This window comes from Microbacterium sp. NPDC064978, from assembly GCF_044543605.1.
In the GTDB taxonomy this organism is placed as follows: Bacteria; Actinomycetota; Actinomycetes; order Actinomycetales; family Microbacteriaceae; genus Microbacterium; species Microbacterium meiriae.
This window is the reverse complement of sequence record NZ_JBITWF010000004.1, coordinates 112,420-137,591: the sequence shown is the minus strand read 5'-3', so window position 1 is coordinate 137,591 and position 25,172 is coordinate 112,420. Positions and strand designations below refer to the sequence as shown.

At 70.7% G+C, this 25,172-nt stretch carries 22 protein-coding genes; 8 read left to right on the top strand and 14 right to left on the bottom strand.

The window, feature by feature from the left end:
• The first annotated feature begins 73 nt into the window (after positions 1–73).
• Genes ACIGJI_RS13605 through ACIGJI_RS13595 form a run of 3 tightly spaced genes read left to right on the top strand, consistent with a single transcriptional unit; the run spans position 74 to position 2,767 of the window.
• The gene (locus tag ACIGJI_RS13605; protein WP_363446395.1) at positions 74–1,369 is read left to right on the top strand and encodes an L-fuconate dehydratase; all 1,296 of its coding nucleotides are present in this window, start codon (positions 74–76) and stop codon (positions 1,367–1,369) included.
• A complete protein-coding gene (locus ACIGJI_RS13600) occupies positions 1,356–2,324 on the top strand; it encodes an aldo/keto reductase (RefSeq protein ID WP_363446397.1) in 969 nt (322 codons plus the stop codon). Before ACIGJI_RS13605 ends, ACIGJI_RS13600 begins: the two co-directional genes overlap by 14 nt.
• Positions 2,325–2,347: 23 nt before the next feature.
• The gene (locus ACIGJI_RS13595; protein ID WP_363446399.1) at positions 2,348–2,767 is read left to right on the top strand and encodes an RbsD/FucU domain-containing protein; all 420 of its coding nucleotides are present in this window, start codon (positions 2,348–2,350) and stop codon (positions 2,765–2,767) included.
• A 96-nt stretch (positions 2,768–2,863) separates the two neighbouring features.
• Here the strand turns inward: ACIGJI_RS13595 and ACIGJI_RS13590 are convergent, their stop codons facing one another.
• Complete coding sequence (locus tag ACIGJI_RS13590; protein WP_187662520.1) at positions 2,864–3,865, bottom strand: LacI family DNA-binding transcriptional regulator; 1,002 nt, start codon at positions 3,863–3,865, stop codon at positions 2,864–2,866.
• A 188-nt stretch (positions 3,866–4,053) separates the two neighbouring features.
• Between ACIGJI_RS13590 and ACIGJI_RS13585 the strand changes: the two genes are divergently transcribed.
• From ACIGJI_RS13585 to ACIGJI_RS13570, 4 genes are all read left to right on the top strand, one after another.
• Positions 4,054–4,923, top strand: a complete 870-nt coding sequence (locus ACIGJI_RS13585; RefSeq protein ID WP_268777039.1) for a sugar phosphate isomerase/epimerase — start codon at positions 4,054–4,056, stop codon at positions 4,921–4,923.
• A gap of 178 nt (positions 4,924–5,101) precedes the next feature.
• Complete coding sequence (locus ACIGJI_RS13580) at positions 5,102–6,604, top strand: sugar ABC transporter ATP-binding protein (RefSeq protein ID WP_025105377.1); 1,503 nt, start codon at positions 5,102–5,104, stop codon at positions 6,602–6,604.
• Positions 6,604–7,638, top strand: a complete 1,035-nt coding sequence (locus ACIGJI_RS13575) for an ABC transporter permease (protein WP_025105378.1) — start codon at positions 6,604–6,606, stop codon at positions 7,636–7,638. The genes ACIGJI_RS13580 and ACIGJI_RS13575 overlap by 1 nt, the downstream gene beginning before the upstream one ends.
• Positions 7,639–7,772: 134 nt before the next feature.
• On the top strand, positions 7,773–8,774 hold the full coding sequence (locus ACIGJI_RS13570) for an ABC transporter substrate-binding protein (protein ID WP_363446401.1): 1,002 nt from the start codon (positions 7,773–7,775) through the stop codon (positions 8,772–8,774).
• Positions 8,775–9,529: 755 nt separating this feature from the next.
• Here ACIGJI_RS13570 and ACIGJI_RS13565 read toward each other — a convergent pair.
• The 7 genes from ACIGJI_RS13565 to ACIGJI_RS13535 all read right to left on the bottom strand — a co-directional run bounded on the left by ACIGJI_RS13565 (position 9,530) and on the right by ACIGJI_RS13535 (position 15,914).
• Entirely contained in the window at positions 9,530–9,826 is a 297-nt protein-coding gene (locus ACIGJI_RS13565; RefSeq protein ID WP_268777040.1) for a putative quinol monooxygenase, read from the bottom strand.
• A gap of 23 nt (positions 9,827–9,849) precedes the next feature.
• Entirely contained in the window at positions 9,850–10,818 is a 969-nt protein-coding gene (locus ACIGJI_RS13560; RefSeq protein WP_363446403.1) for an aryldialkylphosphatase, read from the bottom strand.
• Complete coding sequence (locus ACIGJI_RS13555; protein ID WP_363446405.1) at positions 10,818–11,768, bottom strand: shikimate dehydrogenase; 951 nt, start codon at positions 11,766–11,768, stop codon at positions 10,818–10,820. Before ACIGJI_RS13555 ends, ACIGJI_RS13560 begins: the two co-directional genes overlap by 1 nt.
• Positions 11,765–12,742, bottom strand: a complete 978-nt coding sequence (locus ACIGJI_RS13550) for a phosphoglycerate dehydrogenase (RefSeq protein ID WP_363446407.1) — start codon at positions 12,740–12,742, stop codon at positions 11,765–11,767. The genes ACIGJI_RS13555 and ACIGJI_RS13550 overlap by 4 nt, the downstream gene beginning before the upstream one ends.
• A complete protein-coding gene (xylB, locus tag ACIGJI_RS13545) occupies positions 12,742–14,232 on the bottom strand; it encodes a xylulokinase (RefSeq protein ID WP_363446409.1) in 1,491 nt (496 codons plus the stop codon). Before xylB ends, ACIGJI_RS13550 begins: the two co-directional genes overlap by 1 nt.
• A 9-nt stretch (positions 14,233–14,241) precedes the next feature.
• Positions 14,242–14,817, bottom strand: a complete 576-nt coding sequence (locus ACIGJI_RS13540) for a glucose-6-phosphate isomerase family protein (RefSeq protein ID WP_025105385.1) — start codon at positions 14,815–14,817, stop codon at positions 14,242–14,244.
• Between the two features lie 122 nt (positions 14,818–14,939).
• Positions 14,940–15,914, bottom strand: a complete 975-nt coding sequence (locus ACIGJI_RS13535) for an acetylxylan esterase (protein ID WP_363446411.1) — start codon at positions 15,912–15,914, stop codon at positions 14,940–14,942.
• Between the two features lie 80 nt (positions 15,915–15,994).
• Between ACIGJI_RS13535 and ACIGJI_RS13530 the strand changes: the two genes are divergently transcribed.
• Complete coding sequence (locus ACIGJI_RS13530; protein ID WP_363446413.1) at positions 15,995–16,804, top strand: DeoR/GlpR family DNA-binding transcription regulator; 810 nt, start codon at positions 15,995–15,997, stop codon at positions 16,802–16,804.
• Positions 16,805–16,815: 11 nt separating this feature from the next.
• Here ACIGJI_RS13530 and ACIGJI_RS13525 read toward each other — a convergent pair whose 3' ends face one another.
• From ACIGJI_RS13525 to ACIGJI_RS13500, 6 genes are all read right to left on the bottom strand, one after another.
• Positions 16,816–17,703 (bottom strand): substrate-binding domain-containing protein, encoded by an 888-nt coding sequence (locus ACIGJI_RS13525; RefSeq protein WP_363446415.1) that lies wholly within the window; start codon positions 17,701–17,703, stop codon positions 16,816–16,818.
• 68 nt (positions 17,704–17,771) lie between these two features.
• Positions 17,772–20,033 (bottom strand): FAD-dependent oxidoreductase, encoded by a 2,262-nt coding sequence (locus tag ACIGJI_RS13520; protein ID WP_363446417.1) that lies wholly within the window; start codon positions 20,031–20,033, stop codon positions 17,772–17,774.
• Positions 20,034–20,070: 37 nt separating this feature from the next.
• Entirely contained in the window at positions 20,071–21,876 is a 1,806-nt protein-coding gene (locus ACIGJI_RS13515) for a BNR-4 repeat-containing protein (RefSeq protein WP_363446419.1), read from the bottom strand.
• Positions 21,877–21,887: 11 nt separating this feature from the next.
• On the bottom strand, positions 21,888–23,213 hold the full coding sequence (locus tag ACIGJI_RS13510; RefSeq protein ID WP_363446421.1) for an extracellular solute-binding protein: 1,326 nt from the start codon (positions 23,211–23,213) through the stop codon (positions 21,888–21,890).
• Positions 23,214–23,263: 50 nt separating this feature from the next.
• Complete coding sequence (locus ACIGJI_RS13505; protein WP_363446423.1) at positions 23,264–24,169, bottom strand: carbohydrate ABC transporter permease; 906 nt, start codon at positions 24,167–24,169, stop codon at positions 23,264–23,266.
• On the bottom strand, positions 24,166–25,020 hold the full coding sequence (locus ACIGJI_RS13500) for a carbohydrate ABC transporter permease (protein WP_187662508.1): 855 nt from the start codon (positions 25,018–25,020) through the stop codon (positions 24,166–24,168). The genes ACIGJI_RS13505 and ACIGJI_RS13500 overlap by 4 nt, the downstream gene beginning before the upstream one ends.
• Positions 25,021–25,172: the final 152 nt, after the last annotated feature.

Here is a 25,172-nt window from a genome sequence, read left to right as displayed (position 1 = left end):
CAGTATAGACATCGGATGTTTACACTCCAAGAGATCCGCGCGGAAGAACGACCCGCGCGTGGAGAGGAACCCCGTGAGCCGTATCGTCGCCCTCGACACCACCGACATCCGCTTCCCCACGTCGCTGAGCCTCGACGGCTCCGACGCGATGAACCCGGACCCCGACTACTCCGCCGCGTACGTCATCGTCCGCACGGACGCCGGCGACGGCATCGAGGGGCACGCCTTCGTCTTCACGATCGGCCGCGGCAACGACGTGCAGGTCGCGGCCATCGACGCGCTCGCCGGACACCTCGTCGGGCGGGAGATCGAACCGCTGCTCGATGACATGGGCGGCACGTTCCGCGAGATCATCGGCGACTCGCAGCTCCGCTGGCTGGGGCCGGAGAAGGGCGTCATGCACATGGCCATCGGCGCCGTCATCAACGCGCTGTGGGACATCAAGGCCAAGCGCGCGGGCCTGCCGCTCTGGCAGCTCCTCGCCCGGATGACCCCGGAGGAGCTCGTCGACCTCGTCGACTTCCGGTACCTCACCAACGCCCTCACCCGCGAGGAGGCGCTGGAGATCCTGCGCGCGGCGGAGCCCGGGCGGGCCGAGCGCGAGCAGCAGCTCCTCGCCACCGGCTACCCCGGCTACACGACCAGCCCCGGCTGGCTCGGCTACTCCGACGAGAAGCTCGAGCGCCTCGCCCGCGAGGCCATGGCCGACGGATTCACGCAGATCAAGCTCAAGGTCGGCGCCGACCTCGACGACGACATCCGCCGCTTCCGGAAGGCTCGGGAAGTGTGCGGCCCGGACTTCCCCATCGCGATCGACGCGAACCAGCGCTGGGAGGTCTCCGAGGCGATCGAGTGGGTGAACGCGCTCGCCGAGTTCCACCCCGCATGGATCGAGGAGCCCACCAGCCCCGACGACATCCTCGGGCACGCGGAGATCGCCCGCGGCGTCGCGCCCATCCGTGTCGCCACCGGTGAGCACGCGCAGAACCGGATGATCTTCAAGCAGCTCCTGCAGGCCGACGCGATCTCGGTCATGCAGATCGACGCCGTCCGCGTCGCGGGAGTGAACGAGAACATCGCCAACCTGCTGCTCGCGGCGAAGTTCGACGTGCCGGTGTGTCCGCATGCCGGCGGCGTGGGGCTGTGCGAGGCCGTGCAGCACCTGTCGATGTTCGACTTCGTCGCCGTCTCAGGCACTCGCGAAGGCCGCCTGATCGAGTTCGTCGACCACCTGCACGAGCACTTCGTCGTGCCGACCGACATCCAGGGCGGCTCCTACATGGCTCCGACCGCGCCGGGTACGGGCATGGAGATGAAGGCCGACAGCATCGCGGAGTACACCTGGACGGGTGCGCATGTCCACGCCTGAGCGCCTGACCGTCCCGACCCTCGGCTACGGTGCCGCGAACGTCGGCAACCTCTTCCGTGAGCTGTCCGACGACGACGCGTGGGCGGTGCTGGACGCGGCGTGGGAGAGCGGCATCCGCTTCTACGACACCGCTCCGCACTACGGCCTCGGGCTGTCCGAGCGCCGACTCGGAGCCTTCCTGCAGACCAAGCCGCGCGACGAGTACGTGCTCTCGACCAAGGTCGGCCGTCTGCTGCGCCCGAACCCCGACCACGCCGGCGGCCTCGACACCGCGAACGACTTCCACGTGCCGGACGACCTCCAGCGCGTGTGGGACTTCTCGGCGGACGGCATCCGGACGAGCCTGGAGGAGTCGCGCGAGCGCCTGGGCATCGAGCGCATCGACCTCCTCTACCTGCACGACCCGGAGCGGCACGACCTCGACCTCGCGCTCGCCGAGGCCCTTCCCGCCCTGGAGCAGTTGCGCGCCGACGGTGAGGTAACCGCGATCGGCATCGGCTCGATGGTGTCGGACGCCCTCGCGGCATCGGTGCGTTCGGCCGACCTCGACCTCGTGATGGTGGCCGGTCGGTACACGCTGCTGGAGCAGCCCGCCGCGGTCGACGTGCTGCCCGCGTGCCGCGAGACCGGGACCGGGATCGTCGCGGCGTCGGTGTTCAACTCCGGCCTGCTCGCCTCGAACGAGCCGCGACGCGATGGCCGCTACGAGTACGGGCAGCTCCCCGACGAGCTGTGGGACCGCCTCGTGCGCATCGCCGCGGTGTGCGCCGATCACGATGTGCCCCTGCCGGCCGCGGCGATCCAGTTCCCGCTGCAGTCTGACGTGGTGCGCTCGGTGGTCGTCGGGGGCAGCCGTCCGGCGCAGCTCCGGCAGAACGCCGAGTACGCTTCGCTGCAGATCCCCTCCGCGCTGTGGGAGAACCTCGCCGCCGAGGGCCTGATCCCCGCGTCCTGACCCCCCGATCGAGAGGAGCCGCCGTGCTCGAAGGAATCCACCCGCTGCTGACCGGGGAGCTGCTGCTGCATCTCGACCAGATGGGGCACTCCGACGCGGTGGTCGTCGCCGACGCGCACTTCCCGGCGTGGGGACTGGGCGCACGGGTGGTCGACCTTCCCGGGACCACGACGCCGGAGGTCGTGGCCGCGATCCGCAGCGTGCTGCCACTCGACGACGCGCCCGGCATCGACCTGATGACCTCGGCCGACGGCGAGGTGCTGGATGTGCAACGCGAGCTCATGGCCGCGGCGGGTACGGAGCTCGACACCACGCGCTTCGTCGAGCGCTTCGCGTACTACGAGGTCGCGAAGGAGGCGTACCTCATGGTGCGCACGGGGGAGACGCGCAAGTACGGCAACGCACTGCTCCGGAAGGGCGTGGTCGGCCACCCCTCGGCCTGACTCCGTTCACAGCTCAGGAGCTGCGTCGGCGAAAGCGGCTGGACGGGCCGTTTCGACGCGGAGCCGCGCTCTTCTCCTGAGTTGTGAACGCCGGGTTCACCGCCCGACGGTGGACTCCCGCACGATGAGCTCGGCCGGGAACGGCGTCGGCGCCGGCGGGGGAGCGGTCGGATCGGCGAGGAGTTGCAGCAGCGCGGCCCCGGCGGCGCGGCCGATCTCGTAGCCGGGCTGCCGCACGCTCGTCAGCGGCACCACGCCCTGGTGTGCGGCGGCCACGTCGTCGAAGCCGACGAGGGCGATCTCCTCCGGCACCCGGATGCCGTGGCGGAGCAGCTGCGTCAGCACACCGAGGGCCACCCCGTCGTTCGCGGCGAAGACCGCGTCCGGGCGCTCTTCCGCCGGGAGCTCGACGAGGCCTGCCCCGGCGCGGAGGCCGTCCTCGGTCGCCAGATGCTCGACGTCGAGGACGGAGACGCGGACGTCCGTGCCCGCCACCGCATCGCGCAGGCCGGCGAGGCGGTCGTTCGATTGGCTGACCGTCGGGGCTCCGAGGAAGAGGATGCGGCGTCGGCCGAGGGACAGCAGGTGCTCGCCGGCCAGCCGTCCTCCGCCGCGGTCGTCGAAGGTGACCGCGGCCACGGAGGGCGAATCCCGGATGGGGCCGACGACCACCGAGCGGATCCCGCGGGTCGCGAGTTGCTCCAGCCGCGGCACGACATCGCCGCGCGGATAGATGATGATGCCCTGCACCCGGTGGGCCTCGAACATGTCGATGTTCTGCTCCTCGCGGGCGACGTCGCGGGCGCTGTCGCTGAAGAAGAGCGACCAGCCGCCCTCCCGCGCCACGTCGTCGACGCCGCGGGAGAGGTCGTTGAAGTACGGCAGCCAGGCGTCGAGGAGGATGAGGGCGAGGGCCTTGCTCGATCCCGCGCGGAGCTGGCGAGCCGACTCGTTCGGCACGAAGCCGAGCTCGGCGATCGCGGCGCGCACCCGCTCGCGGCTGGCGGCGCCGAGGACGTGCGGGTGATTGAGGTAGTTCGACACGGTCGATGCCGAGACCCCCGCGAGAGCCGCGACGTCCTTCACGCTCGCGGACATGGGTCTCCTTCGGCGGTGGGGCCGTCGGTGTGCGGCCGGATGAGGCCCAGGCTAGCGGAGGACTTGTAACGTGCCAAGAAAGTTCTTGACACCCCGCTCGACGGAGACGTAGCGTGACTCGCACACCGGACTTGTAACGTGCCAAGTCCGCGCGGCGACGGTGCCGGACACCCGCCGGAGGAGAGCTCATGAACATCGGCTGCCACGGACTCGTCTGGACGGGGACCTTCGACGCGGACGGCATCCGGCTCGCGGTCGAGAAGACGAAGCAGGCGGGCTTCGACCTCATCGAGTTCCCGCTGATGGATCCGTTCTCGTTCGACGTCGCCGCCGCGAAGGCCGCCCTCGCGAAGCACGGACTCGCGGTCAGCGCCTCGCTCGGGCTCTCCGACGAGACCGACATCACCAGCGGTGACCCCGCCGTGGTGGCCGCGGGCGAGGCGCTCCTGCTCCGCGCGGTCGACGTGCTCGCCGAGCTCGGCGGTACGCACTTCTGCGGGGTGATCTACAGCGCGATGAAGAAGTACATGGATCCGGTCACGCCCGAGGGTCTCGCCTCGAGCCGTCGGACCATCGCCCGAGTGGCCGACCACGCCGCCGAGCGGGGAGTCTCCGTCTCGCTCGAGGTCGTCAACCGCTACGAGACCAACGTGCTGAACACCGCGCGGCAGGCGCTGGCGTACCTCGCTGAGGTCGACCGTCCGAACCTCGGCATCCACCTGGACACGTACCACATGAACATCGAGGAGTCGGATATGTTCGCGCCGGTGCTCGATGCGGCCCCGGCCCTGCGGTACGTGCACATCGGCGAGAGCCACCGCGGCTATCTCGGCACCGGGACGGTCGACTTCGACACGTTCTTCAAGGCGCTCGGACGCATCGGCTACGACGGCCCCATCGTGTTCGAGTCGTTCTCCTCGGCCGTGGTCGCGCCTGACCTCAGCCGCATGCTCGGCATCTGGCGCAACCTCTGGACGGACAACGACGAACTCGGGGCGCACGCGAACGCCTACATCCGCGACAAGCTCGTGGCGGTCGACTCCATCCGCCTCCACTGAGACCCGCGGGCGCTTCGAGATCAAGATGTTATTACAGGTCTTCCCCCGCCGCCGATCGTTAGATACATTTAGATACAACTTGCACTGACCCGGGTGCAGGACGCAGAATTGATCCGATGTTTACGGCGGAACGGTCCGCCGAAATCGCGACAGAACCTTCAAGGAAGCAGGTGAGCGCATGAGTGGACCCATCCTGAGGGTCGAGGGGATCAGCAAGGGATTCCCCGGTGTCCAGGCGCTGAAGGACGTGCATCTCGAGGTGCGCGCCGGCGAGGTGCTCGTCCTCGTGGGTGAGAACGGTGCCGGCAAGTCCACCCTGATGAAGATCCTCTCCGGGATCTACACCAAGGACGAGGGCACGATCACGTTCGAGGGGCAGGAGGTCGAGCTCACCAGCCCGCTGCAGGCGCAGGAGCTGGGGATCACGATCATCCACCAGGAGCTCAACCTGATGCCCGACCTCACGGTCGCGCAGAACATCTACGTCGGCCGCGAGCCCACGACGGGCCCGTTCCTGTCGGAGCGGAAGCTCAACCGGCAGACGGCCGAGCTGCTGCAGCGTTTGGACATCCACCTCGACCCCCGCCAGCGCGTGGGAGAGCTGACGGTGGCCGAGCAGCAGATGGTCGAGATCGCCAAGGCGCTGTCCTTCAACGCCAAGGTCCTCATCATGGACGAGCCGACGTCGGCCCTCACCGACAGCGAGGTCGAGACCCTCTTCGTCCTCATCGAGCAGCTCAAGGCGCGGGGCACCGGCATCGTCTACATCTCGCACCGCATGGACGAGTTGCGCCGCCTCGCCGACCGCGTGACCGTGCTCCGCGACGGCACATACATCGGATCACTCGACAAGTCCGAGATCACGATTCCGACGATCATCGAGATGATGGTCGGCCGCGTGATCGACGAGGGCACGCGTCCGCAGGCGCGGGAGCATCTCAACGACCCCATCGTGCTCGACGTGCAGGGGCTCTCCACGCGGAAGCTTCTCAAGGACGTGTCGTTCCAGCTGCACAAGGGCGAGATCCTCGGATTCGCCGGCCTCATGGGCGCCGGCCGCACCGAGACCGCCCGTGCCGTCATCGGCGCCGACCACCGCGACGGCGGCACGATCACGATCGGCGGGCGCACCGTCCGCATCGCGCAGCCCGCGGACGCGGTCAAGCACGGCGTCGGCTACCTCTCCGAGGATCGCAAGCTGCTCGGCCTCATGCTCGAGCAGGACGTCACCTTCAACACCGTGCTCGCGTCCCTCGGCTCCTACGCCAACGGCATCGGCTGGATGGGTGACAGCAAGGCGAAGAACCGCACCAAGGAATACGTCCAGCAGCTGCGGGTGAAGACCCCCTCGGTCAACCAGGTCGTCAAGCTCCTCTCCGGAGGGAACCAGCAGAAGGTCGTCATCGCCCGGTGGCTGATGCGCGACTGCGACATCCTCATCTTCGACGAGCCGACGCGAGGCATCGACGTCGGTGCGAAGGAGGAGATCTACCGCCTCATGCAGCAGCTCGCCGACGCGGGCAAGTCCATCATCGTCATCTCGTCGGAGCTCCCCGAGATCCTCCGGGTCGCGAACCGCATCGCCGTGTTCGCGAACGGCCGCATCACCGGGACGCTCCGCAACGAGGAAGCCAGCCAGGAGAAGATCATGCAACTCGCAGCCCACGGGGAGGAAGACTGATGAGCACCCCACAGCAGTCCGGATCGTCGACGACGACGATCATCCAGACGGCCGTCAACGAGGACACCGACAAGCGCGACGTCGCCGGGTTCCTCAAGCGGCAGTTCCAGCAGTCGCTCGCGTTCGGCACCCTGATCGTCCTGGTCATCTTCTTCTCGATCGCCAGCCCGAACTTCTTCACCTTCAGCAACATCGCCACGGTGCTGCTGTCCACCGCGGTCATCGGCATCCTCGCCCTCGGCACGACGTTCGTCATCATCACCGGCGGCATCGATCTGTCGATCGGCACCGGCATGGCGCTCTGCGCCGTGATGACGGGTGTGCTCATCACCAACCTGGGCCTGCCCGTGTGGGTGGGCGTGCTCGGCGGCATCGCGACCGGTGTGCTCATGGGTCTGGTGAACGGCGTCAACATCACCTTCCTGCGGCTGCCGCCGTTCATCGCGACGCTGGCCATGATGATGATCGCCGGCGGCCTCGCCCTCGTCATCTCGAACGTCGCGCCGATCTACTTCTCGACCTCGGCTCCCGACTTCAAGAAGATCGCGCTCGGCGTGCTCATCCCCGGCATCCCGAACGCGGTGCTCATCACCGCGGCCCTCGCGATCGTCGCCTGGCTCGTGCTGTCGAAGACGCTCCTCGGGCGGTACACGTTCGCGATCGGATCGAACGAGGAGGCCACGCGCCTCTCCGGCGTCAACACGCGCCGCTGGACGATCCTCATCTACATGTTCGCCGGCGCCTTCACCGGCATCGCCGGCATCGTTATCGCCGCCCGCCTCGACTCGGCCCAGCCGCAGATCGGCACGGGCTACGAGCTGCAGGCCATCGCGGCCGTGATCATCGGCGGCACCTCGCTGCTCGGCGGCCGCGGCTCGATCCTCGGCACCGTGATCGGTGCGCTCATCATGAGCGTCCTGGTCAACGGCCTCCGGATCATGTCGATCCAGCCGGAGTGGCAGAACATCGTCGTCGGCGTCGTCGTCCTGCTGGCCGTCTTCCTCGACTCGCTGCGCAACCGCCAGCGGACCTGAGACACGGCGGCGGCGAAACCCGTGCCCGCCGCCGTCCCCGGCTCCGGCCGGACCCCGCGGAACCCTCCGCACAGGCACCACGAATGTCCACCCGCCGGTCCTGGCCGGCACCCACACAGAACAACGGAGTTTCCATGAAATTCGGCAAGAAGACCGCATTCGCGGCACTCGTGGCCGCATCCGCGCTCGTGTTCGCCGGCTGTGCCGGCGGCGGCGACGTGATCGAAGAGGGCTCGGGCGGCGACACCGGCAGCAGCGACGGCGAGATGTACATCGCCATGGTCTCGAAGGGCTTCCAGCACCAGTTCTGGCAGGCCGTCAAGAAGGGTGCGGAGGAGAAGGCCCAGGAGCTGGGCGTCAAGATCACCTTCGAGGGCCCGGCCGCCGAGACCGAGATCGCGCAGCAGCTCGAGATGCTGACCGCCGCGATCGACAAGAGCCCGGACGCCATCGCCTACGCCGCCCTCGACCCCGAGGCGTGCGTCGCCCCGCTCGAGCAGGCGAAGTCGAAGGACATCCCCGTCGTCTACTTCGACGCCCCGTGCAACGGCGACGTCGGACTCAGCCTCTCCGCGACGGACAGCAAGGTCGCCGGCGCGCTGGCGGCCGAGCACATGGCCGAGCTGATCGGTGGCGAGGGCGAGGTCGCCATCGTCGGTCATTCGCAGATCAACTCGACGGGTGTCGAGCGTCGCGACGGCTTCGTCGAGAAGATCGAGGCGGACTACCCCGACATCGAGATCGTCGACATCCAGTACGGTGACGGCGACCACCTGAAGTCGGCCGACATCGCCAAGACTCTCATCGCGGCGCACCCCGACCTCAAGGGCATCTACGGCACCAACGAGGGCTCGGCCATCGGCGTCGTGAACGCCGTGAACGAGCTCGGCCTGGAGAAGGGCAAGATCACCATCGTCGGCTTCGACTCCGGTGCAGCCCAGATCAACGCCATCAAGGACGGCACGATGGCCGGCGCCATCACGCAGGACCCGATCGGCATCGGCGCCCAGGTCGTGCAGGCGGCCTACGACGCGGCCAACGGCGACGACGTCGAGGAGTTCTACGACACCGGTTCCTACTGGTACGACAAGAACAACATCGACGACGACAAGATCGCCGCGGTCCTCTACGAGTGACCCGCACGACGGAGCCCCTCGCCTTCGGGCGGGGGGCTTCGTCGTGTTCAGTGGTGTTCCGGGTCCGTGGTCCGTGGTCCGTGATCCGTGGGTCCGTGATCCGTGATCCGTGGTCGATCGTCGGTCCGATTGCACGACCCCGGGGCGGATGCACGATCGGAACCCCGGTTTCCTCGTGCGCCCGTGTCGGGGTCGTGCAGATGAACAGGGTCCGGGGGCGGGTCGGGTCGGCCTGGGGTCTGGGGTCTGGGTCTGGGATGGGTCTGGGGTCTGGATCTGGGTCGGGCCTGGGATGGGACCGAGGGTGGGACGGATGCACGACGTGGGGACCGATGTGTGACCGGGTGGGCGGTTCGGTCGTGCCGTCGTGGCAGGGGTGTGCAGGTGAAACCGGATGGCCGAGTGGAGTCGTTCGGCCGGGGACGGTGAGCCCAAGGTGCGGATGCACGACGCGGGGACCGATGTGTGACCGGGTGAGCGGTTCGGTCGTGCCGTCGTGACAGGGGTGTGCAGGCGAAACCGGAGGGCCGAGCGGAGCCGTGTGGCACGGGGGACGGTCAGCCAGAAGGACGGACGTGGGCACGACGAGGGGCGGATGCACGACGGGAGGACGGGGGTACGACGGGGAGGCCGGAATGGGCGTGCGGGCGTGGCGAGGTCGTGCAGGTGAAACAGGGAGACGGAGAGGGGAGACGGAGAGGGGAGACGGAGAGGGGAGACGGAGAGGGGAGACGGAGGGGGGGGTCAGAGGGGGGTCAGAGGGGGCGGAGGAACGTGAGGATCGAGGTGGGCTCGACGATGAGTTCCTGGAGCGCGGCGTTGAAGGGGATGCCGGCGGGCGCGTGCAGATGGGCCTGGAAGGCGTCCTCGTCGCGGTAGACCTCGTAGACGAAGAAGCGGTCAGGGTCGTCGACGAGGCGGTGGGCCTCGAAGACGATGTTGCCCTCCTCGGCGCGGACGACCTCGGCGAAGTCCCGCAGCAGCGCGGCGACCCGGTCGGCGGCTCCGGGCTGCGCGGTGAAGACGGCGTGGAGGACGGTGGGTTCGGGCATGACGACTCCTCGGGTTCGGGTGGTCAGGAGTGGAGGGTCAGGAGACGCGCGGGGGTCGTCACGAGCATCCGGTGCACGGCGTCGTCACCCACGGCCTCGCGGAGCCGGGGAAGGTAGCGGTCGCCGAGGTAGGCGAGACCGGGCATGCCGCCGTACGCGATGTATCGGGTGCGCCGGGCGACGTCGCCCCCGAGCAGGATCCGGTCACCGGCACCCCGCTCCACCACGGCGACCGTGAGGGCCAGCAGCTCGGCGTCGGAGCGGGTGCGCGGGCGGGCGAAGCCGTCGTAGCCGAGGTGGGCACCGCGCTCGGCGAGCGAGACGTGCAGACCGGGGTCGGGGTCACGGTCGGCGTGGGCCAGGACGACGCGATCCGCTGCCACCCCCTCGGCCTCCAGGAGATCGAGGACCTCGTGGGCCGCGGTGCCGAACTCCAGATGCACCATGACGGGCGCTCCCGTCTCCCGGTGCGCCCGGGCGACGGCGACCAGGGTCGTCCGCTCGAACGGGCTGATGCGCCAGTAGTCGGCGCCGCCCTTCAGCATCCCGGCGCGCACGGGCTCCCCTCCAGGGCCCGCGGCGAGGGGCACGTCTGGCGTCTCGAACACCGCGGCGTCATCCGCCGGCATCCCGCGCGTGAGGTCGGACACGAACAGGGCGGCCAGGCGGTCGGCGCCCCACACCTGCATCGGGTGGTCGGGGCCGTAGTGGGCCTCACGGTGTCGACCGGTCGTCGCGACGACATGCAGCCCGGTCGCGGCGCTGATGCGGGCGACGGCGGCGGGGTCGCGGCCCAGGCCGAACGGCGTGGCGTCGACCATGGCCTCGAAGCCGCTCGCCCGCAGCAGACCGGCCTCCTCGCCGGACGCGTCCTCGTCGTCGAGCTCGTCCCCGACCAGCAGCGGCGACACCTGGAACAGGTGCTCGTGGTAGTCCACGCGCCCGAGTTGCGACGGGTCGATGTCGCCGAGGACGGTCCGCACGGCGGGCATCAGCGCACCGACTCCGCAGCCTCCGCGAGGCGCTCGACGGTCTCGGGCGTGAGGTCGAGGTCGAACACGTCCGCCACGACCTGCGACCAGCCGTGGATGAAGTACCGCCACCCGTCGACCACGTGCAGCGCGCGATCGTCCTCCTGCGCCTCGGCCTGGTGCAGGAACTCCAGCGATCCGCGGTAGTTGAACTCCCACACGTACGCGCCCTGGGGGAAGACGACCGCGTCGGTCAGGGGCGACCCGGGGCGGTCCTTGCCGAGCCCGGTGGCGTTCGCGATGACCGATCCCGCGGGGGCGGCCGTGACCAGAGCGTCGGCCTCCTCCGGCGTCTCGGTGACGACGTAGCGGAGCAGCCCCTCGGGAGTGCCGTGCTGGCGGTGCACCTCGCGGAGGTGGTCGAGCTTGTCCCGGGTGCGCGCGGTGACGGTGATGCGCCCGGGCGCGTCGTCCCGCTCGGCGAGGGCCCAGCTCAGGGCGGTGCCGGAACCACCGGCCCCGAGGATGACAACCTCGGCACTGGTGCGCGCGAAGTGATCGGCGGGCAGGAAGTCGCGCAGCGCCAGGTCGACCGTGATCGGGTCCTTCGCGCGGCCGGACAGCGTGGAGCCGCGCTTGGCGATGCTCGAGATCTCGGCGCAGGACACCGCGAACGGATCGAGCTCGTCGAACAGGTCGGACGCCGCCGCGTACACGTTCATCTTGTGCGTGGTGACGAGCGCGCCGCGGTGGTGCGGGTCGTCGCGGATCTGTTCGACCATGGCGCGGTACTGCGCGGGGTCGGCATCCATCGGCAGGTCGTGGCCGACGAGGGTCCGGGTGGGGAGGCCGAGGATGTCGGCCCACAGCGGGAACACCTTCATGATCGACGACGAGGCGGTGGTGACGCCCACGAAGCCCATGTAGTCGGCGGTGGCGGGCGGTGCGGAGGGCGTCGCGGCGGTGGTCATCGGTTCTCCTCGGGGGCGGACGCGGGGACGGGGACGGGGTGGGCGGGGTCGGCGCCACGGAGGACCGCGATCACGTCGTCGAGGGACAGCGCCCCCATGTTGTCGACCGCCTGGGTGGTCTGGGCACCGAGGTGCGGGGTGACGATGACGCGGTCGGCGAGCGCCGGGTCGAGCAGGGGGCTGTCGTGCGCGGCCGTGTCGCCGTCGAGGGTGTCCGCCGCGTACCCGGCGAGGATGCCGTCGCGGAGCGCGTCGGCCACGGCCTGCTCGTCCACGAGGTCGCCGCGGGCGGTGTTGACGAGCACGGTGCCCGGTCGCATCCCGGCGAGGCGGTCGGCGTCGACGAGCTGTTGCCCGCCGGGGGCGTGCAGGGTGATCACATCGGCGGTGCGGAACAGGTCGTCGAGGTCGACGGGTTCGGCGCCGCAGTCCCGCACGAGGTCGGGGGGCAGGAACGGATCGGATGCGAGCAGCCGCGGACCGAACCCGCCCAGTCGCCGCGCGACCCCCTGGCCGATCCGCCCGAAGCCGACGATGCCGACGGTCGCCGCGCCGAGTTCCCGTCCGCGGCGCACGGTCCAGTCGCCGTGCCGCACCCGGCGGTCGCCGTCCGGGATGGTGCGCAGGGCGGCGAGCATGAGGCCGACCGCGTGGTCGGCCACCGCGTCGGCGTTCGCGCCGGGGGTGTTCGTGACCGGGATGCCGCGCTCGCGTGCCGCCGCGAGGTCCACCGCCTCGGTGCCGACCCCGTAGCGCGCCACGACCTTGAGCTTCGGGCCGGCGGCGAGGTGCGCGTCGGTGACCGGTCCGGTGCCGGCGATCCAGGCGTCGGCGCCATGAAGCAGCACCCGCAGCTCGTCGAGGTCGTGATGCGCGGGTCCACGGAGGATACGGTGTCCGGCCTGCGCGGCGCGCCCGACGAGGTCGAGGTCGCCGTCCGAGAAGGAGCGGCTCGTGACGAGGATGACGCCCATCAGTGCGGCCTTCCGGCGAACCACGGTGCGAGGGCCGTGTACGCGTCCGTGAAGCGGGCGTGGCGCTCGGCGTAGACCGCATGCCGGGAGGGGTCGGGCGTGAACTCGGCGGTGACCTCGCTGAGCGCTCGGGCGGCGGAGAAGTCGGTGAGGCCGAGACCGACGGCTCCCGTGACCGCGGCACCGAGGCTGTTCGCCTCCTCCACGATGGTGCGGCGACGAACCGGCACTCCCCAGACGTCGGCGAGGACGGCGAGGTAGACGTCGCTCTGCGCCCCGCCGCCGACCGCGTCGATGCGGTCGATCGTCGCCCCGGCCTCGCGGAACGCCTGGATGCAGGTGAGGAGGTTGAACGCCGTCCCCTCCAGCACGGCGCGCACGAGGTGGGCGCGCCCGTGGTGGCGGGCGAGGCCGACGAACGCGCCGCGCGCGTCGGGATCCCACAGCGGGGAGCGCTCGCCGAGCAGGTAGGGAAGGAAGTAGAGGTCGTCGGTGTCGACGTCGCTCGCGGCCTCGGCGACGAGGCGCCCCGTCTCCGGGTGCGCGGGGTCGACGGAGAGGGCTTCGGCGATCCACTGCACGGAGGCGCCGCCGGCCTGCATGGTCGCGGTCGGCACGAATGAGCCGGGGACGACGTTGTCGAAGGTGAAGGTCCGCATCGCGGGGTCGTGCAGCGGGGCGTCCGCCGCGAAGGAGATCCACGACGAGGTGCCGAGGCAGACATAGGCGCCGTCCTCGGGTGCCACGATTCCGGAGCCGACCGCGGCGAGCGGTCCGTCGCCGCCGCCCATGACGACCCGGACGCCGGTGTGCAGCCCGAGCGCTTCGGCCGCGGCGGCCGTGAGCGGGCCCGCGATCTGCGTCGACTCCAGGATCTCGGGAAACAGGGCGGGATCGAGCCGCGCGGCGGTGAGGATCTCGGGGGACCACGTGCCGGCGACCTGGTCGTACGCGTTCGTGCCGGAGGCGTCCGAACGGTCGGTGGCCAACCGCCCGGTCAGCCGCAGCACGATGAAGTCCTTGGCCACGCACACCCGGCGCACGCGCTCCCACACCTCGGGTTCGTTGTCCCGGACCCACATGACCTTCTCGATCGAATAGGTGGGGTTGAGGCGATGACCGAGGATGCCGTACGCGCGCTCGGCGCCGACCGCCGCCTCGAGCTCGCGCTGCTGGGCGCCGGCGCGGGTGTCGGCCCAGATGATCGCCGGCCGCGCGGGCTCTCCGTCGGCATCGAGGAGCACGGCGCCCATCATCTGCCCGCTGACCACGAGCCCGGCGACGTCGGCGGCGGCGGTACCGGTGCGCGCGAGCAGATCGCGGGTCGCCGTGACGACCGCGTGCCACCAGTCGGCCGGGTTCTGCTCGGCGACGCCGCCGGCCGCGAAATGCGCCGGATACGGCACCGTGACCGCGGCGATCAGGCGGCCGTCGTCGTGGTGCAGGGACGCCTTGTTCCCGGTCGTGCCGAGGTCGTGGGCGATGATCATGGCCGGAGCCTATTCCGCGTAGGGACGCAGGTCGACGCCGGACTCCGCGCGGAACGCCCGCGAGCCCATGCCGTGCTCCAGCACCCAGCCGTAGTCGTGGCCGGCACCACCCGGGTACACGGCGAGGAAGGAGTAGGGCTCGTCCCCGGTGTTCACGGAGCGGTGCGCCCAGCCCGGCGGGATGTAGCCGATGGTGCCCGGGAGCATGTCGAGCCATTCAGTGCGCTCGCCGTCGAACATGAGCAGTCCGCCGCGGCCGTGCAGCGCGAGGTAGATCTCGCCCTGGTGGTCGGGGTGCTGGTGGCCCTTGGTCATCCAGAGCTCGCCGCCGGTGTCGCCGGGCATGATCGTCGTGATCGACTGTGGCAGCTCGCGCTCGATCTCGGGCACAGGGGAGCTGACGACGGTGTAGACGATCGGGTCCTCGCCCGCGGCGGCGGCCGCCCAGGCGTCGTGGTCGCGGAACAGGCCCTCGAGGTCGGACATCCGCCGGGTCAGCGTGGGGCCTTCGGGGGAGAGGGTGAGCTTCTCGGCGTCGAAGGCGATCGCCATCGGGGAGATCGGCGGGGTCTGGTACTCGGGCATCCATGCTCCTCGAAACGGGTGCTGCGTCGTCGCGCAACCTGTAATGACAAGCTCACTGTACCTGTTATGACAGGTTGCGTCCAGTGCTCTCCCGCGCGCGAGGAGCCGCGCATGCGGCGGTCTCAGCGGGCAAGCGCGCGCTCGAGATGTGCGCGCCCGTCGCGGATCGCGGCCGCCGTCACGTCGTCCCACCCGGGATACTCCGCATGGCCGGCCGGAAGCACCGCCAGCTCGAGATCATGGGCCCCCGCGGCGACCGCGAACTGCCCCTGCGGCGGCACGTACTGGTCCCAGAGAGCCGCCTCCACCCGGACCGGTACCTCCGCGAAGCCGATGCTCGTGGAGGAATCGAACCAGCGCAGCACCTCGCGTGCCTCGGGGTGGCGCTGCACGTGCTGACGCACGGTCTCGCCGCTCCCCAGGCATGGCACCGCCAGCCGTTCGTCGTACTGGCCGAAGCTCGGCACGATCAGGGTGGCCCCCACGAACCGGTTGTCCCACGGCAGCGCGAGGGCGCCGATGCCGCCGCCGAAGCTCTCCCCGACGTAATAGAGAGGAAGCGCGCCGACGACCGAGACGAGGACGTCGGCCGCCAGCCACAGGTCGCGCGCGCAGAGGCCGAGCACGTAGCGCTCCGGATCGTCGATGCCCGCGAGCACGTGCTCCGGGGTCGGCTCGGGTGCACCCACACCCGCGTTCAGCACGCCGAGCCCGCGGGCCACGGGATAGATCGCCGCGACGTCGTCCGGCACCCGCGCGAGGTCGACCGCCTCCCGACCCCCGTAGCCGTGCCCGTGCACGACACCCGCGCGGGGCATGCCGTGGAGGGGCTCGACGACCCAGGCGCGCAGTCGCACGCCGTCGACGCCGGCATGCTCGACGACGGAGACCCGACGGCCCTGCTCCTCGGAGGTGGAGAGGACGACGGGGGCCGCGTCCACCGTGGCGGCCTCCCGCCGCCAGCGTCGCCAGCGGTCGACGAACCCGGGCGGCGCGGGCACCGGGAGCACGGCACGGAGGTCGGCTTCGGTCCGGCCGTAGCTGCCGTCGAATGCGGCATCGGGGAACCAGGTGGCGTAGGGCTCGGGGAAGGTCATGCGGGCTGAGGGATCCTGTTCCGGGAGTGGGGCGGGCGGGGGTGCGTGGCAGACTGGAGGCTCCATCGGAAGGAGACCGCGTGCTGGTCACGGAACGCCGCGAGCGCATCCTCGCCCTGACCCGCGATCGCGGTACCGCCTCCATCGTCGAGCTCGCGGCGACGCTGCAGGTGAGCGAGATGACGGTGCGGCGCGACATCGATCAGCTGGCCGAGGAGGGTGCGGTCGAGCGCATCCGCGGCGGCGTGCGGGCGCGAGGTCATCAGCGCCTGGCTCCGGCTCCCGCGGCCTCGGCCGAACGACGGGCGATCGTCACGGCGGCTGCGGACCTCGTCGAGCCGGGCATGGCCGTCGGCATCTCCGGCGGACCCACGGCGCTGGCGCTCGCGCGGGAGCTCGTGCGCGTCCCCGAGCTCACGGTCGTCACGAACGCTCTGCCGGTCTCCGACCTGTTCTCGCCGCCGGATCGCGCGGACGCTCCGTACACGCAGACGGTCGTGCTCACCGGGGGCGTGCGAACGCCCTCGCAGGCGCTCGTCGGGCCGGTCGCCGTTCGCGCCCTCGAGCACCTGCACTGCGACCTCGTGTTCCTCGACGCCCACGGCCTCGACGAGCAGGCCGGGATCACGACCATGAACCTGCTGGAGGCCGAGACCAACCGGGCGCTCATGGCTGCGGGGCGGGAGGTCGTCGTCCTCGCGGAGCACAGCCGCTGGGGCGTGGTCGGACTCACGACCGTCGCCGACCTCAGCGACATCGACCGCCTCATCACCGACGACGGCCTCGACGACTCCGCGCGGGAGCTGCTCGCCGCCCACGTCGGTACCCTGCACGTCGCGCCGCGCGACGGCGGCGACGAACGTGCGCTCGCGACGGCCCTCGCGGACTGAGTCCGCCGCCGTCATCGGGCCGTGCTCGCCCGCGGGATCAGCCGGGCGCCGACCGTCACGTGCCGCACCGGGAGATCGGCTCCCGGGGGCGCGGCGATCTGCCGTTCCAGCTCCGTGAACGCGGCGTCCACGAGGCGGGCGTGGTCGGGGGCGATGGTGCTGAGGGCGGGGACGGCGAAGCGTGCGGCGCGGATGTCGTCGATGCCGACGACGGCGACGTCTCCCGGCACGTTCCGTCCCTGGGCCTGAAGGGCGGCCAGGGCGCCGAGGGCAACGGAGTCGTTCGAGCAGACGATGCCGTCGAGGTCGGGGACCGCGGCGGCCATGGCGCCCGCCACACGTTCGCCCTCCTCGGCCGTGAAGGCGTCGACCTGCGCGGTGAGTGCGGGATCGGCGGGGATTCCGGCGGCGGCCAGCGCCTCCAGGTATCCGGCATGCCGACGGTCGGCGGCGTCCGACGGGCGGGCATCGCGGCGACCGACGAAACCGATGCGGCGGCAGCCGACCGCGAGCAGGTGCTCGGTGGCCGTGTAGGCGGCGGCCCGGTTGTCGATCGTCACGTGCGTGAACGGGCTCACCTGGATGTGCTCGCCCAGCAGCACCAGCGGCCCGGGGGAGGTGCGGCGCGTGAGGTCGGCGACCGTGAGCGAGCGGGGGATGTGGATGAGCCCGTCGATGGGCGGCAGGCCGACGCCGTTGGCGACGTCGATCTCGCGGCCGTGGTCGCCCTCGGTCTGCACGATGAGCACAGCCAGGCCCCGGTCATCGGCGCCGCGGACGATGCGCGAGCCGAGCTCCGCGAAGTACGGCTCCTCCAGATGCGGCACAGCGAGCGCGATGAGTCCCGTGCGGGTGGCCCGCGCGACGGGGAGCACGCGGCCGCCGGGCGAGGTGGTCACCTGCGGCCTCCTGGAGGGACGACGGTCTCCGCCGGGACGACGGATGCCCTTCACGTTAGCGCCCTCCGTCACGATTGCACTCGGAACGCGATCACGCGTGCCTCCGCGACGCCGTTCGTCCGCTCCACCACGAGGCGGGCGGCCGTGAAGGCGCCGAGGTCCGCCGGCAGCGGATGCACCCGCAGGCGATGGCGGTTATCGCGCTCCTCGGCCACGGTGCGCCACTCGTCCGAGCCCTCCGGCTGCACCTCGACGCGATAGTCGCGCACGAGCTGGGGCAGCACCTCGTCGGGGCTGCGGTGGTGATGCAGGGTGTTGAGCTCCAGGTCCACGTCGTCGTCGAACACGAGACGGATCTCGGATGCCGTGATCGGCTGCTCCCAGTCCAGGCGCAGCCACTGCGGGCCCTCCGCCTCCGGAGCGGACGCCCACAGGTGCGGTCCGCCGAACGGACGGTTGTAGCCGGAGACGGCGCGCTCCGGCGCGACGGCCTCGGAGTCCGGGGTCGTGCGGAACGCGGGCACCCGGCCGCGCAGCGGCTTGGTCGGCCACTGCACGAGGAGGCCGTCGCGGTCGACCTGCACGTTGCGGTCGTCGTTGTCGACGCGGTGCACGAGCGTGAGCACCCCTGGCGGCAGCTCGGAGGCGAGCTGCACGTGCACCTGCGGGTTCGCGCGGAGCACGACGATCGCGTTCTGCGGGTCCTCCGGCGCGAAAGGCGTCTTCGCCCGCACCCAGGACGGACCACCGGCGGGGACGTCGATCACCGTGCGGTGCTCGAGCATCGCGGGCACGATGTTCTGCGGCCGGCCCGTGGACCAGACCTCCACCGTGACCTGCGTGTCGGCCTCGGCGCTGAGCAGGAGCTCGGTGGTGTCGAGGCGCGGGTGCACGGGGACGACGACGCCGAGGTCGTCCGTCAGGGCGTGCGGGGTCGCCGCGGCCACGGTGCTCTCCGGGGTGCCGATCGTGCGCAGCGCACTGGAGGCGGTGACCGTGGCGGTGCGGGCGAGGTCGGAGGGATCCTCGTTCGCCACGCCGATGAGGGAGGCGTCGGCGCGCAGCAGCGTCTGCCGGAGCTCCGCACGGTGGTTCTCGTACAGCTCCCGGGGCGTGGCGTCGTGGGCGTAGCAGAGGGCGGCGGCGGTGCCCGCGGCCTCGCCCATCGCGGCGCATGTCGCCATCACCCTGGCAGCGCCGAACGCGATGTGCGTGGCCGAGATGTCGCGGCCCGCCATCAGCAGGTTGTCGACGTTGACGGAGTAGAGCGAGCGGAACGGGATCTCGAAGACGCCGTCCGAGAAACGCTGCACCGCGCCCGCCCCCGTCGCGTACATGCCCTCGGCGGGATGCAGGTCGATGGACCAGCCGCCGAACGCGATGCCGTCGTCGAACGACGTCTGCTCCAGGATGTCCTGCTGGCGCAGCGTGTAGTCGCCGATGAAGCGCCGATACTCGCGCTTGCCGGGGATGTTGCCGATCCATTCCAGTGTCAGGTTGTCGGCGTCGAACTCGCCGGAGTTCTTGATGTGGTCCCAGATGCCGAGGATCACCGCCCGCAGCTCATCACGGATCGCCTCGTTGTCGTCGACGATGTCGAGCGTGCCGCCCCACTCGATCCACCAGTAGTGCGCGCCGCTGTCGCCGCTGCGGATGATGCGCGACGAGGGGATCGGGGTGGTCGAGATGTCCTTCGCGCTCTCCGGCGCGACGTACTTCACCGGGTGCCCGAGATCCTTCGTGTAGAAGAGGAGCGTCGAGCCGAGGAACTCGCGCACGGGCTGCTCGGGCGCCCAGTCCTCACCGAACTCGCTGCGGCTCTCCTTGCCCAGCCGGTGCCGGGCGCCGACGAGACGGCCGACCAGCCCGTCGCCCGTGCAGTCCAGGAACAGGGGCCCGCGGAAGACCGTGCGGATCTCGGAGCCCATCGTCCAGCCGGTGACCGACCGGACCCGACGGGCGTCGTCGGGTCCAGTGGCCTCGGCCTCGAGCACCTCCGTGTTCAGGAACAGCGTGAGGTTGGGCTCGCGGCGCACGATGTCGAGCACCACGTCGTCCCAGTACACGGGGTTGCCCTCGGGGTTGCGGAACTGGTTCTCCCGGTACATCTCGCCGATGATCCCGGTCTCCCGCGCCCACCGCTGGTTGCCGTGGGCGGTCGCTCCGCACACCCAGACCCTCACCTCCGACGAGGAGTTGCCGCCGAGTACCGGCCGGTTGTTGATCAGCACGGTACGTCGGCCGAGGCGGGCGGCCGCGACGGCGGCGCTCACTCCGGCGAGGCCGCCGCCGACGACGATGATGTCGGCTTCGACGGTCTGGGTGCGCATGGGGATGGGTTCCTTTCGGGAGGGGTGGTGGTGCCGCTCAGCGCGCGGCGATCGCTTCGATCTCGTAGACGCGGGCGACGTCGGTGGCGGAGTCGGACGGGTCGGTGATGAGGAGTCGCACGGCGTCGGCGGTCCGTCCCTGGGCGTCGACGACGACCGTCGTCTTCGTGTTGCCGGTGATGGTGCCGACAGTGACCCAGCCGCCGGCGGTCCGGAGCTGCACGGTGAAGTCGCGCAGCACCGACGTCTGCGGCGGCCCGACGGTGTAGCCGCTGCGCACCCGGACGACGTCGAGCGGCGCGGCCTCGTCCCACGCGACCGTGATGGTCGGCTGGGTGTCGGAGGCCGCCGAGATCCACCGGCTCGCATCCGTGCACCCGCCGTCGATGGCCTTCTCCGGGCCGGTGTCGGCGCGGAGCTGGGACGAGGCGGTCGCGGTGCCGCCGAGCGCCAGGTTCTCGCCGCCGGCGTCGCCACGGAGGGAGGCGACGATGGCGGAGAGGCTGGTGGTGCCGGCCTGGCCGTCGCGCGGGATCTCGGCGTGCCGCAGCGTCCCGCCGCCGGGAACAGCGGGGGCGCTGAGGTAGACCACGTCGGTGCCGGCGGCGCGGGTCGCCGCGCGGAGCCGCTGCTGGCCCACGACGGGGTCGCCCACGGTGTCGGCGGTCCATCCGGAGGCTCCGGCGGTCAGCAGCACCGTCTGACTGCGGGTGATGCCGCAGTCCTGCACCGACACCACGGCGTAGACGCGGGTCTCACCGCCCGCGGTCGTCGTGTCGAGGGCGGCGATGGTCTGCACGCCGCCACCCAGGGCGTCCGTGTCCACGAGGGTCTCACTCGTCCAGGCCGAGCCGGTCCAGGTCGCCCATCGCACGTCGAAGGCGTTCTCCGTCTCATCCGCGTACCGGTAGGTCACGCCCACGAGCTCGCCGTCGGCGAGGGCCATCCTCGCGGTCTGCACTGCCGGCACGGCGTCGCCGATGGTCTCGCCGGGCTCGTAGCCGCGCCACACGACGGCGCCGGGGGTGTCCGGGCGGATCGGTGTCGGCAGCGCCTGCCCGGCGACGTCGCGGAAGCCGCCCGTGGCCGGGTCGTACACCGCGTACGAACCGAGGTGACGGTAGGGATCGGCGGGCCACGGACCCCACTCCCACAGCACGTGCACCTTGCCGTCCGCGTCGACCTCGAGGTCGTCCGGGTAGAAGGAGTGGTTCACGGCCGCGGCGATCGTGGTCTCCCGGCTCCACGTCCCGGCGGCGGGGTCGTAGTGGTACAGCACCCCGTCGCGGCGGGCCTGCGGGTCGGCGCCCACCCGCACCATGAGCCAGATGTCGCCGTCGGCGCCCTGCGCGGTGACCGGGTAGGAGATCGCGGCGCCGGCGTCGGGCATCTCGGCGCTCACGTCGACGAGCGAGGTCGCGTCGTAGGGCACGGTGGAGCGGAAGTACTTCCACGGCTCGTGGTGCATGGAGACGAACGCGTGGATGTACCCGTCGCCGTCGATCGCGATGGACGGCTGGTTGTGGCCGTTGTCGTCCGCATACTCCGCGCAGGCCCCGGTCGCCAGGCGCAGGCAGCCCGATGTCCACGTGCCGTCGGCGGCGCGGACGGCCAGGTTCACCTGGTGCTTCGCCGCCACCGAACCGGGCACGTTGTAGGCGAAGTACGTCTCGTCGCCCTCGACGACGAGCGGGTTCCACCAGCCGGACTGGTTGGAGCTGTCGACCGTGACGGGCACGGTCTCGACGTCCGGAGTCGCGGCGGCGGCCGGAGCCGGCGCGGCGAGGACGAGTGCGGTGAGGGCGGCGGCAGCGGTGGCGCCGGCCTTCCAGCGGAGGGTCATGGCGATGCTCCTCAGCCCAGCAGCTTCTGCGCCTGGTCGCCGGCCTGCGCCATCGCGTCCTTCGCGCTCTGCTGTCCCACGAGGACGGCCTGCACGCGGTCCGCGATCACGGTCTCGATCTGGGCGTACTGCGGGTACTGCCAGAACGGGTTGGTGGTCGCGGTCGCCGTGATCTTCTCGGCGAAGCGCGAGCCGAACGCGTCGGACGCCACTTCCTTCGAGGCCTGCGCCTCCTCGGTCACGGGAGGCAGTCCGCGCAGCTCGTAGTCGCCGAGCACCGCCTTCAGGTCGCTCGTGGCCCACTGGCCGAAGTCCGCGGCCGTGCGCGTGCTGTCGCCGGCTCCGCCGCCGACGATGGCGATCGCGCCGCCCCAGACGAGGGCGCGCGGGGTGTCGCCCTTCTTCAGCACGGGGCGGGACTCGGGCACGAGCTTGGAGGCGAGGTCCGGATCCGGCGAGTCCTTCGTGACGGACGCGCGGCCCACGGGGGCGTCGTCGTAGATGGCGGCGCGGCCCTGGGAGAACAGCGAGCGGGCGTCGAAGCGGTCGACGTCGGCGGCGATGAGCCCCTGGTCGTACAGCGACTTGTACCAGGTGACCGCTTCGATGCTCGCGTCGTCGCCGATCGTGACCTTGCCGTCCTTGACGAGGTCGCTGCCGAACGTCTGCATCCAGATGAGAACGTCCTTGAGCTGGGCGGCCTTGGTCGAGGCGGCGTAGGGGATGAGGCCGCCGCCGAGGGCCTTGAGCTTCTTCAGCGCCGCCTCAAAGTCGTCGACGGTGGTCGGGAACGTGGAGATCCCCGCCTTCTTCAGGAGCTCGGAGTTGGTGATGAGCCCGATCGCGCCGATGGTCCACGGGAACGCGTACTGCTTCCCGTCGAGCTGCGTGGCCTCCAGGCTCGACGCGGTGTAGCCGCGGCCCTTCGTGAGTGCCGAGACGTCCTCCAGCTTGCCGAGCGCGGCCAGCGAGGCGAGCCAGGCGACGTCGACGTGCGCGGCGCCGGTGAACTGCCCGCCGCGCACCTGCAGCATGAGCTGCTTGAAGTACTCGTTGTAGGGGAAGGAGACCTCGGTGATGCCGACGTCGTTGGTCTTCTTGTAGCCGTCGAGCAGCGCGCGGGTCGCCGGGGCGGCGGCCTCCTCGGTCAGCGACCAGCTGGAGAAGGAGAAGTCGGTGGCGGTGAAGTCGCCGGTGCCGAGCCCGGCGCCGGGGAAGGAGGACGGACTGCCGTTGCCGCCGCCGCTCGGCATGCAACCGGCGAGGAGGAGGCCGGCGGCGCCGAGCCCGGCGAACTGCAGGAGCTGGCGACGGGAGACGGTGGTGTTCTCGGACATGGGGGGTGCTCTCTCTTCTTCGAGGGACTGCGGATGAGGGGTGGTGCGGGTCAGCCCTTGACCGCGCCGGCGGTGAGCCCGCCGACGAGGAAGCGCTGCAGGGCGATGAACGCGATGGCCACGGGGAGCGAGACCACCAGCGAAGCCGCCATGAGTTCCGGCCAGGCGGTGGACGCCTCGCCGATGAACGTGTTGACGAGTCCCGGCGGCAGGGTCTGCTTGTCGGGGCCGGCGAGCGTGAGGGCGAAGATGAAGTCGTTCCAGCCGCGGACGAACGCGAACAACCCCGCGGCGATGAGGCCGGGCGCGGCCAGCGGCAGCACGATGGAGTGGATGATGCGCATGCGGGAGGCCCCGTCGACGCGGGCGGCCTCGATGAGCTCGTCCGGAATCGTGTCGAAGAAGCCCTTCAACATCCACACGCACAGCGGCAGCGTGAACGTCGTGAACGACAGCACGAGCGCCGTGTAGGTGTTGAGCAGGCCGTATGCCGAGAACACCGCATAGAGGGTGATGAGCAGTAGCGCCTGCGGGAACATCTGCGACGCCAGCACGAAGTACATGAGGCTGCGGCGGCCGCGGTAGCGGAACTTCGAGAACGCGTAGCCCATGTACGCCGACACCAGGACCGAGAGGATCGCGGTGATGACGGAGACGACGATGCTGTTGCGGAGGTAGCCGAACAGGGCCGGGTTGTTCGCGAGGGCGGCGTAGGCCTCGAAGGTGATCTCGGTGGGGACCAGCTTCGGCGGGTAGCTGAACACCTCCGTGCGCGGGGTCAGCGAGGTCGCGAGCAGCCAGTACACCGGCAGCAGCGCGAACCCGCCGAACACGACGACGGCGATCCAGGCGCTCACGGTGGAGGCGCGGCGGTCGGCGCGGTGGCGCCGACGACGGGGTGCGGCGGGCGGGGCGGAGACGGCGGCCACCGTCTCCTCGGTCAGCACGGCGGTCATCGCTTCTCTCCCTTCTCGGACAGGCGGACGTAGACGACGACGAGCGCCATCAGCAGGATCATCCAGAGCAGGCCGATCGCCCCGGCGTGGCCGAGGTCGAAGCCGTCGAACGCGGTCTCGTACACGGCGGTCGCGAACGTCTGGGTGGAGCCGGCGGGACCGCCGCCGGTGAGGACGTAGATGATGTCGAAGTGCTGGAAGTTCCAGATGAACTCCAGCAGGATCACGAGGCCGATGATGCCGCTCATCTGCGGGACCGTGATGGAGAAGAAGCGGCGGACGGTGCCGGCGCCGTCGATCTCGGCGGCCTCGTGCAGCTCGATCGGCACGGTCTGCAGGCCGGCGAGGAGCATGACCATCATCCAGGGGAACGACTGCCAGGTCTTCGCGACGATCACGGCGATCATGGCGGTGGTGGGGTTCGCGAGCCACGCCTGCGGGGAGTCGATGAGGCCCACGGTCTCCAGGGCCGCGTTGAGCACGCCGTAGTTGGCGTTGAAGATCCACATCCAGAGGAACGACACGACCACGCCGGGGATCAGCCACGGGATGAGCATGAGGCCGCGGAGCACCTTGGCGCCGCGGATGCGCGTGTTCAGGGCGAGGGCGAGGCCGAAGCCGATCACGAACGGCGCGATGGTCGTGCCGAGGGTGAAGACGAGCGTCTGGGTGAGGAGCGGGAAGAACTCACCGGTGAGCACGTCGACGATGTTCTGGAAGCCGACGAACTCGCGGCCGGGCTCGACGAGGCTCTGCTTGTAGAACGCGGTGATGAGGGCCGTGATCAGCGGGTACACGACGACGGCGGCGAGGAGCGCGAGGCCGGGTGCCGTGAGGAGGAGCGCGAACATCCCGTCCGAGAGGCGACGGGGCCAGCGACCTGTTCCTATCTGTGAGGAAATGGTCTGTTCTGTCATCTAGGTCATCCTTGGCCTGGGGTGATGTGTCCGCACTCTCGCAGTGCGGTCTCGGGCTTCCTCAGTATTTCCGGCAGATTACAGCG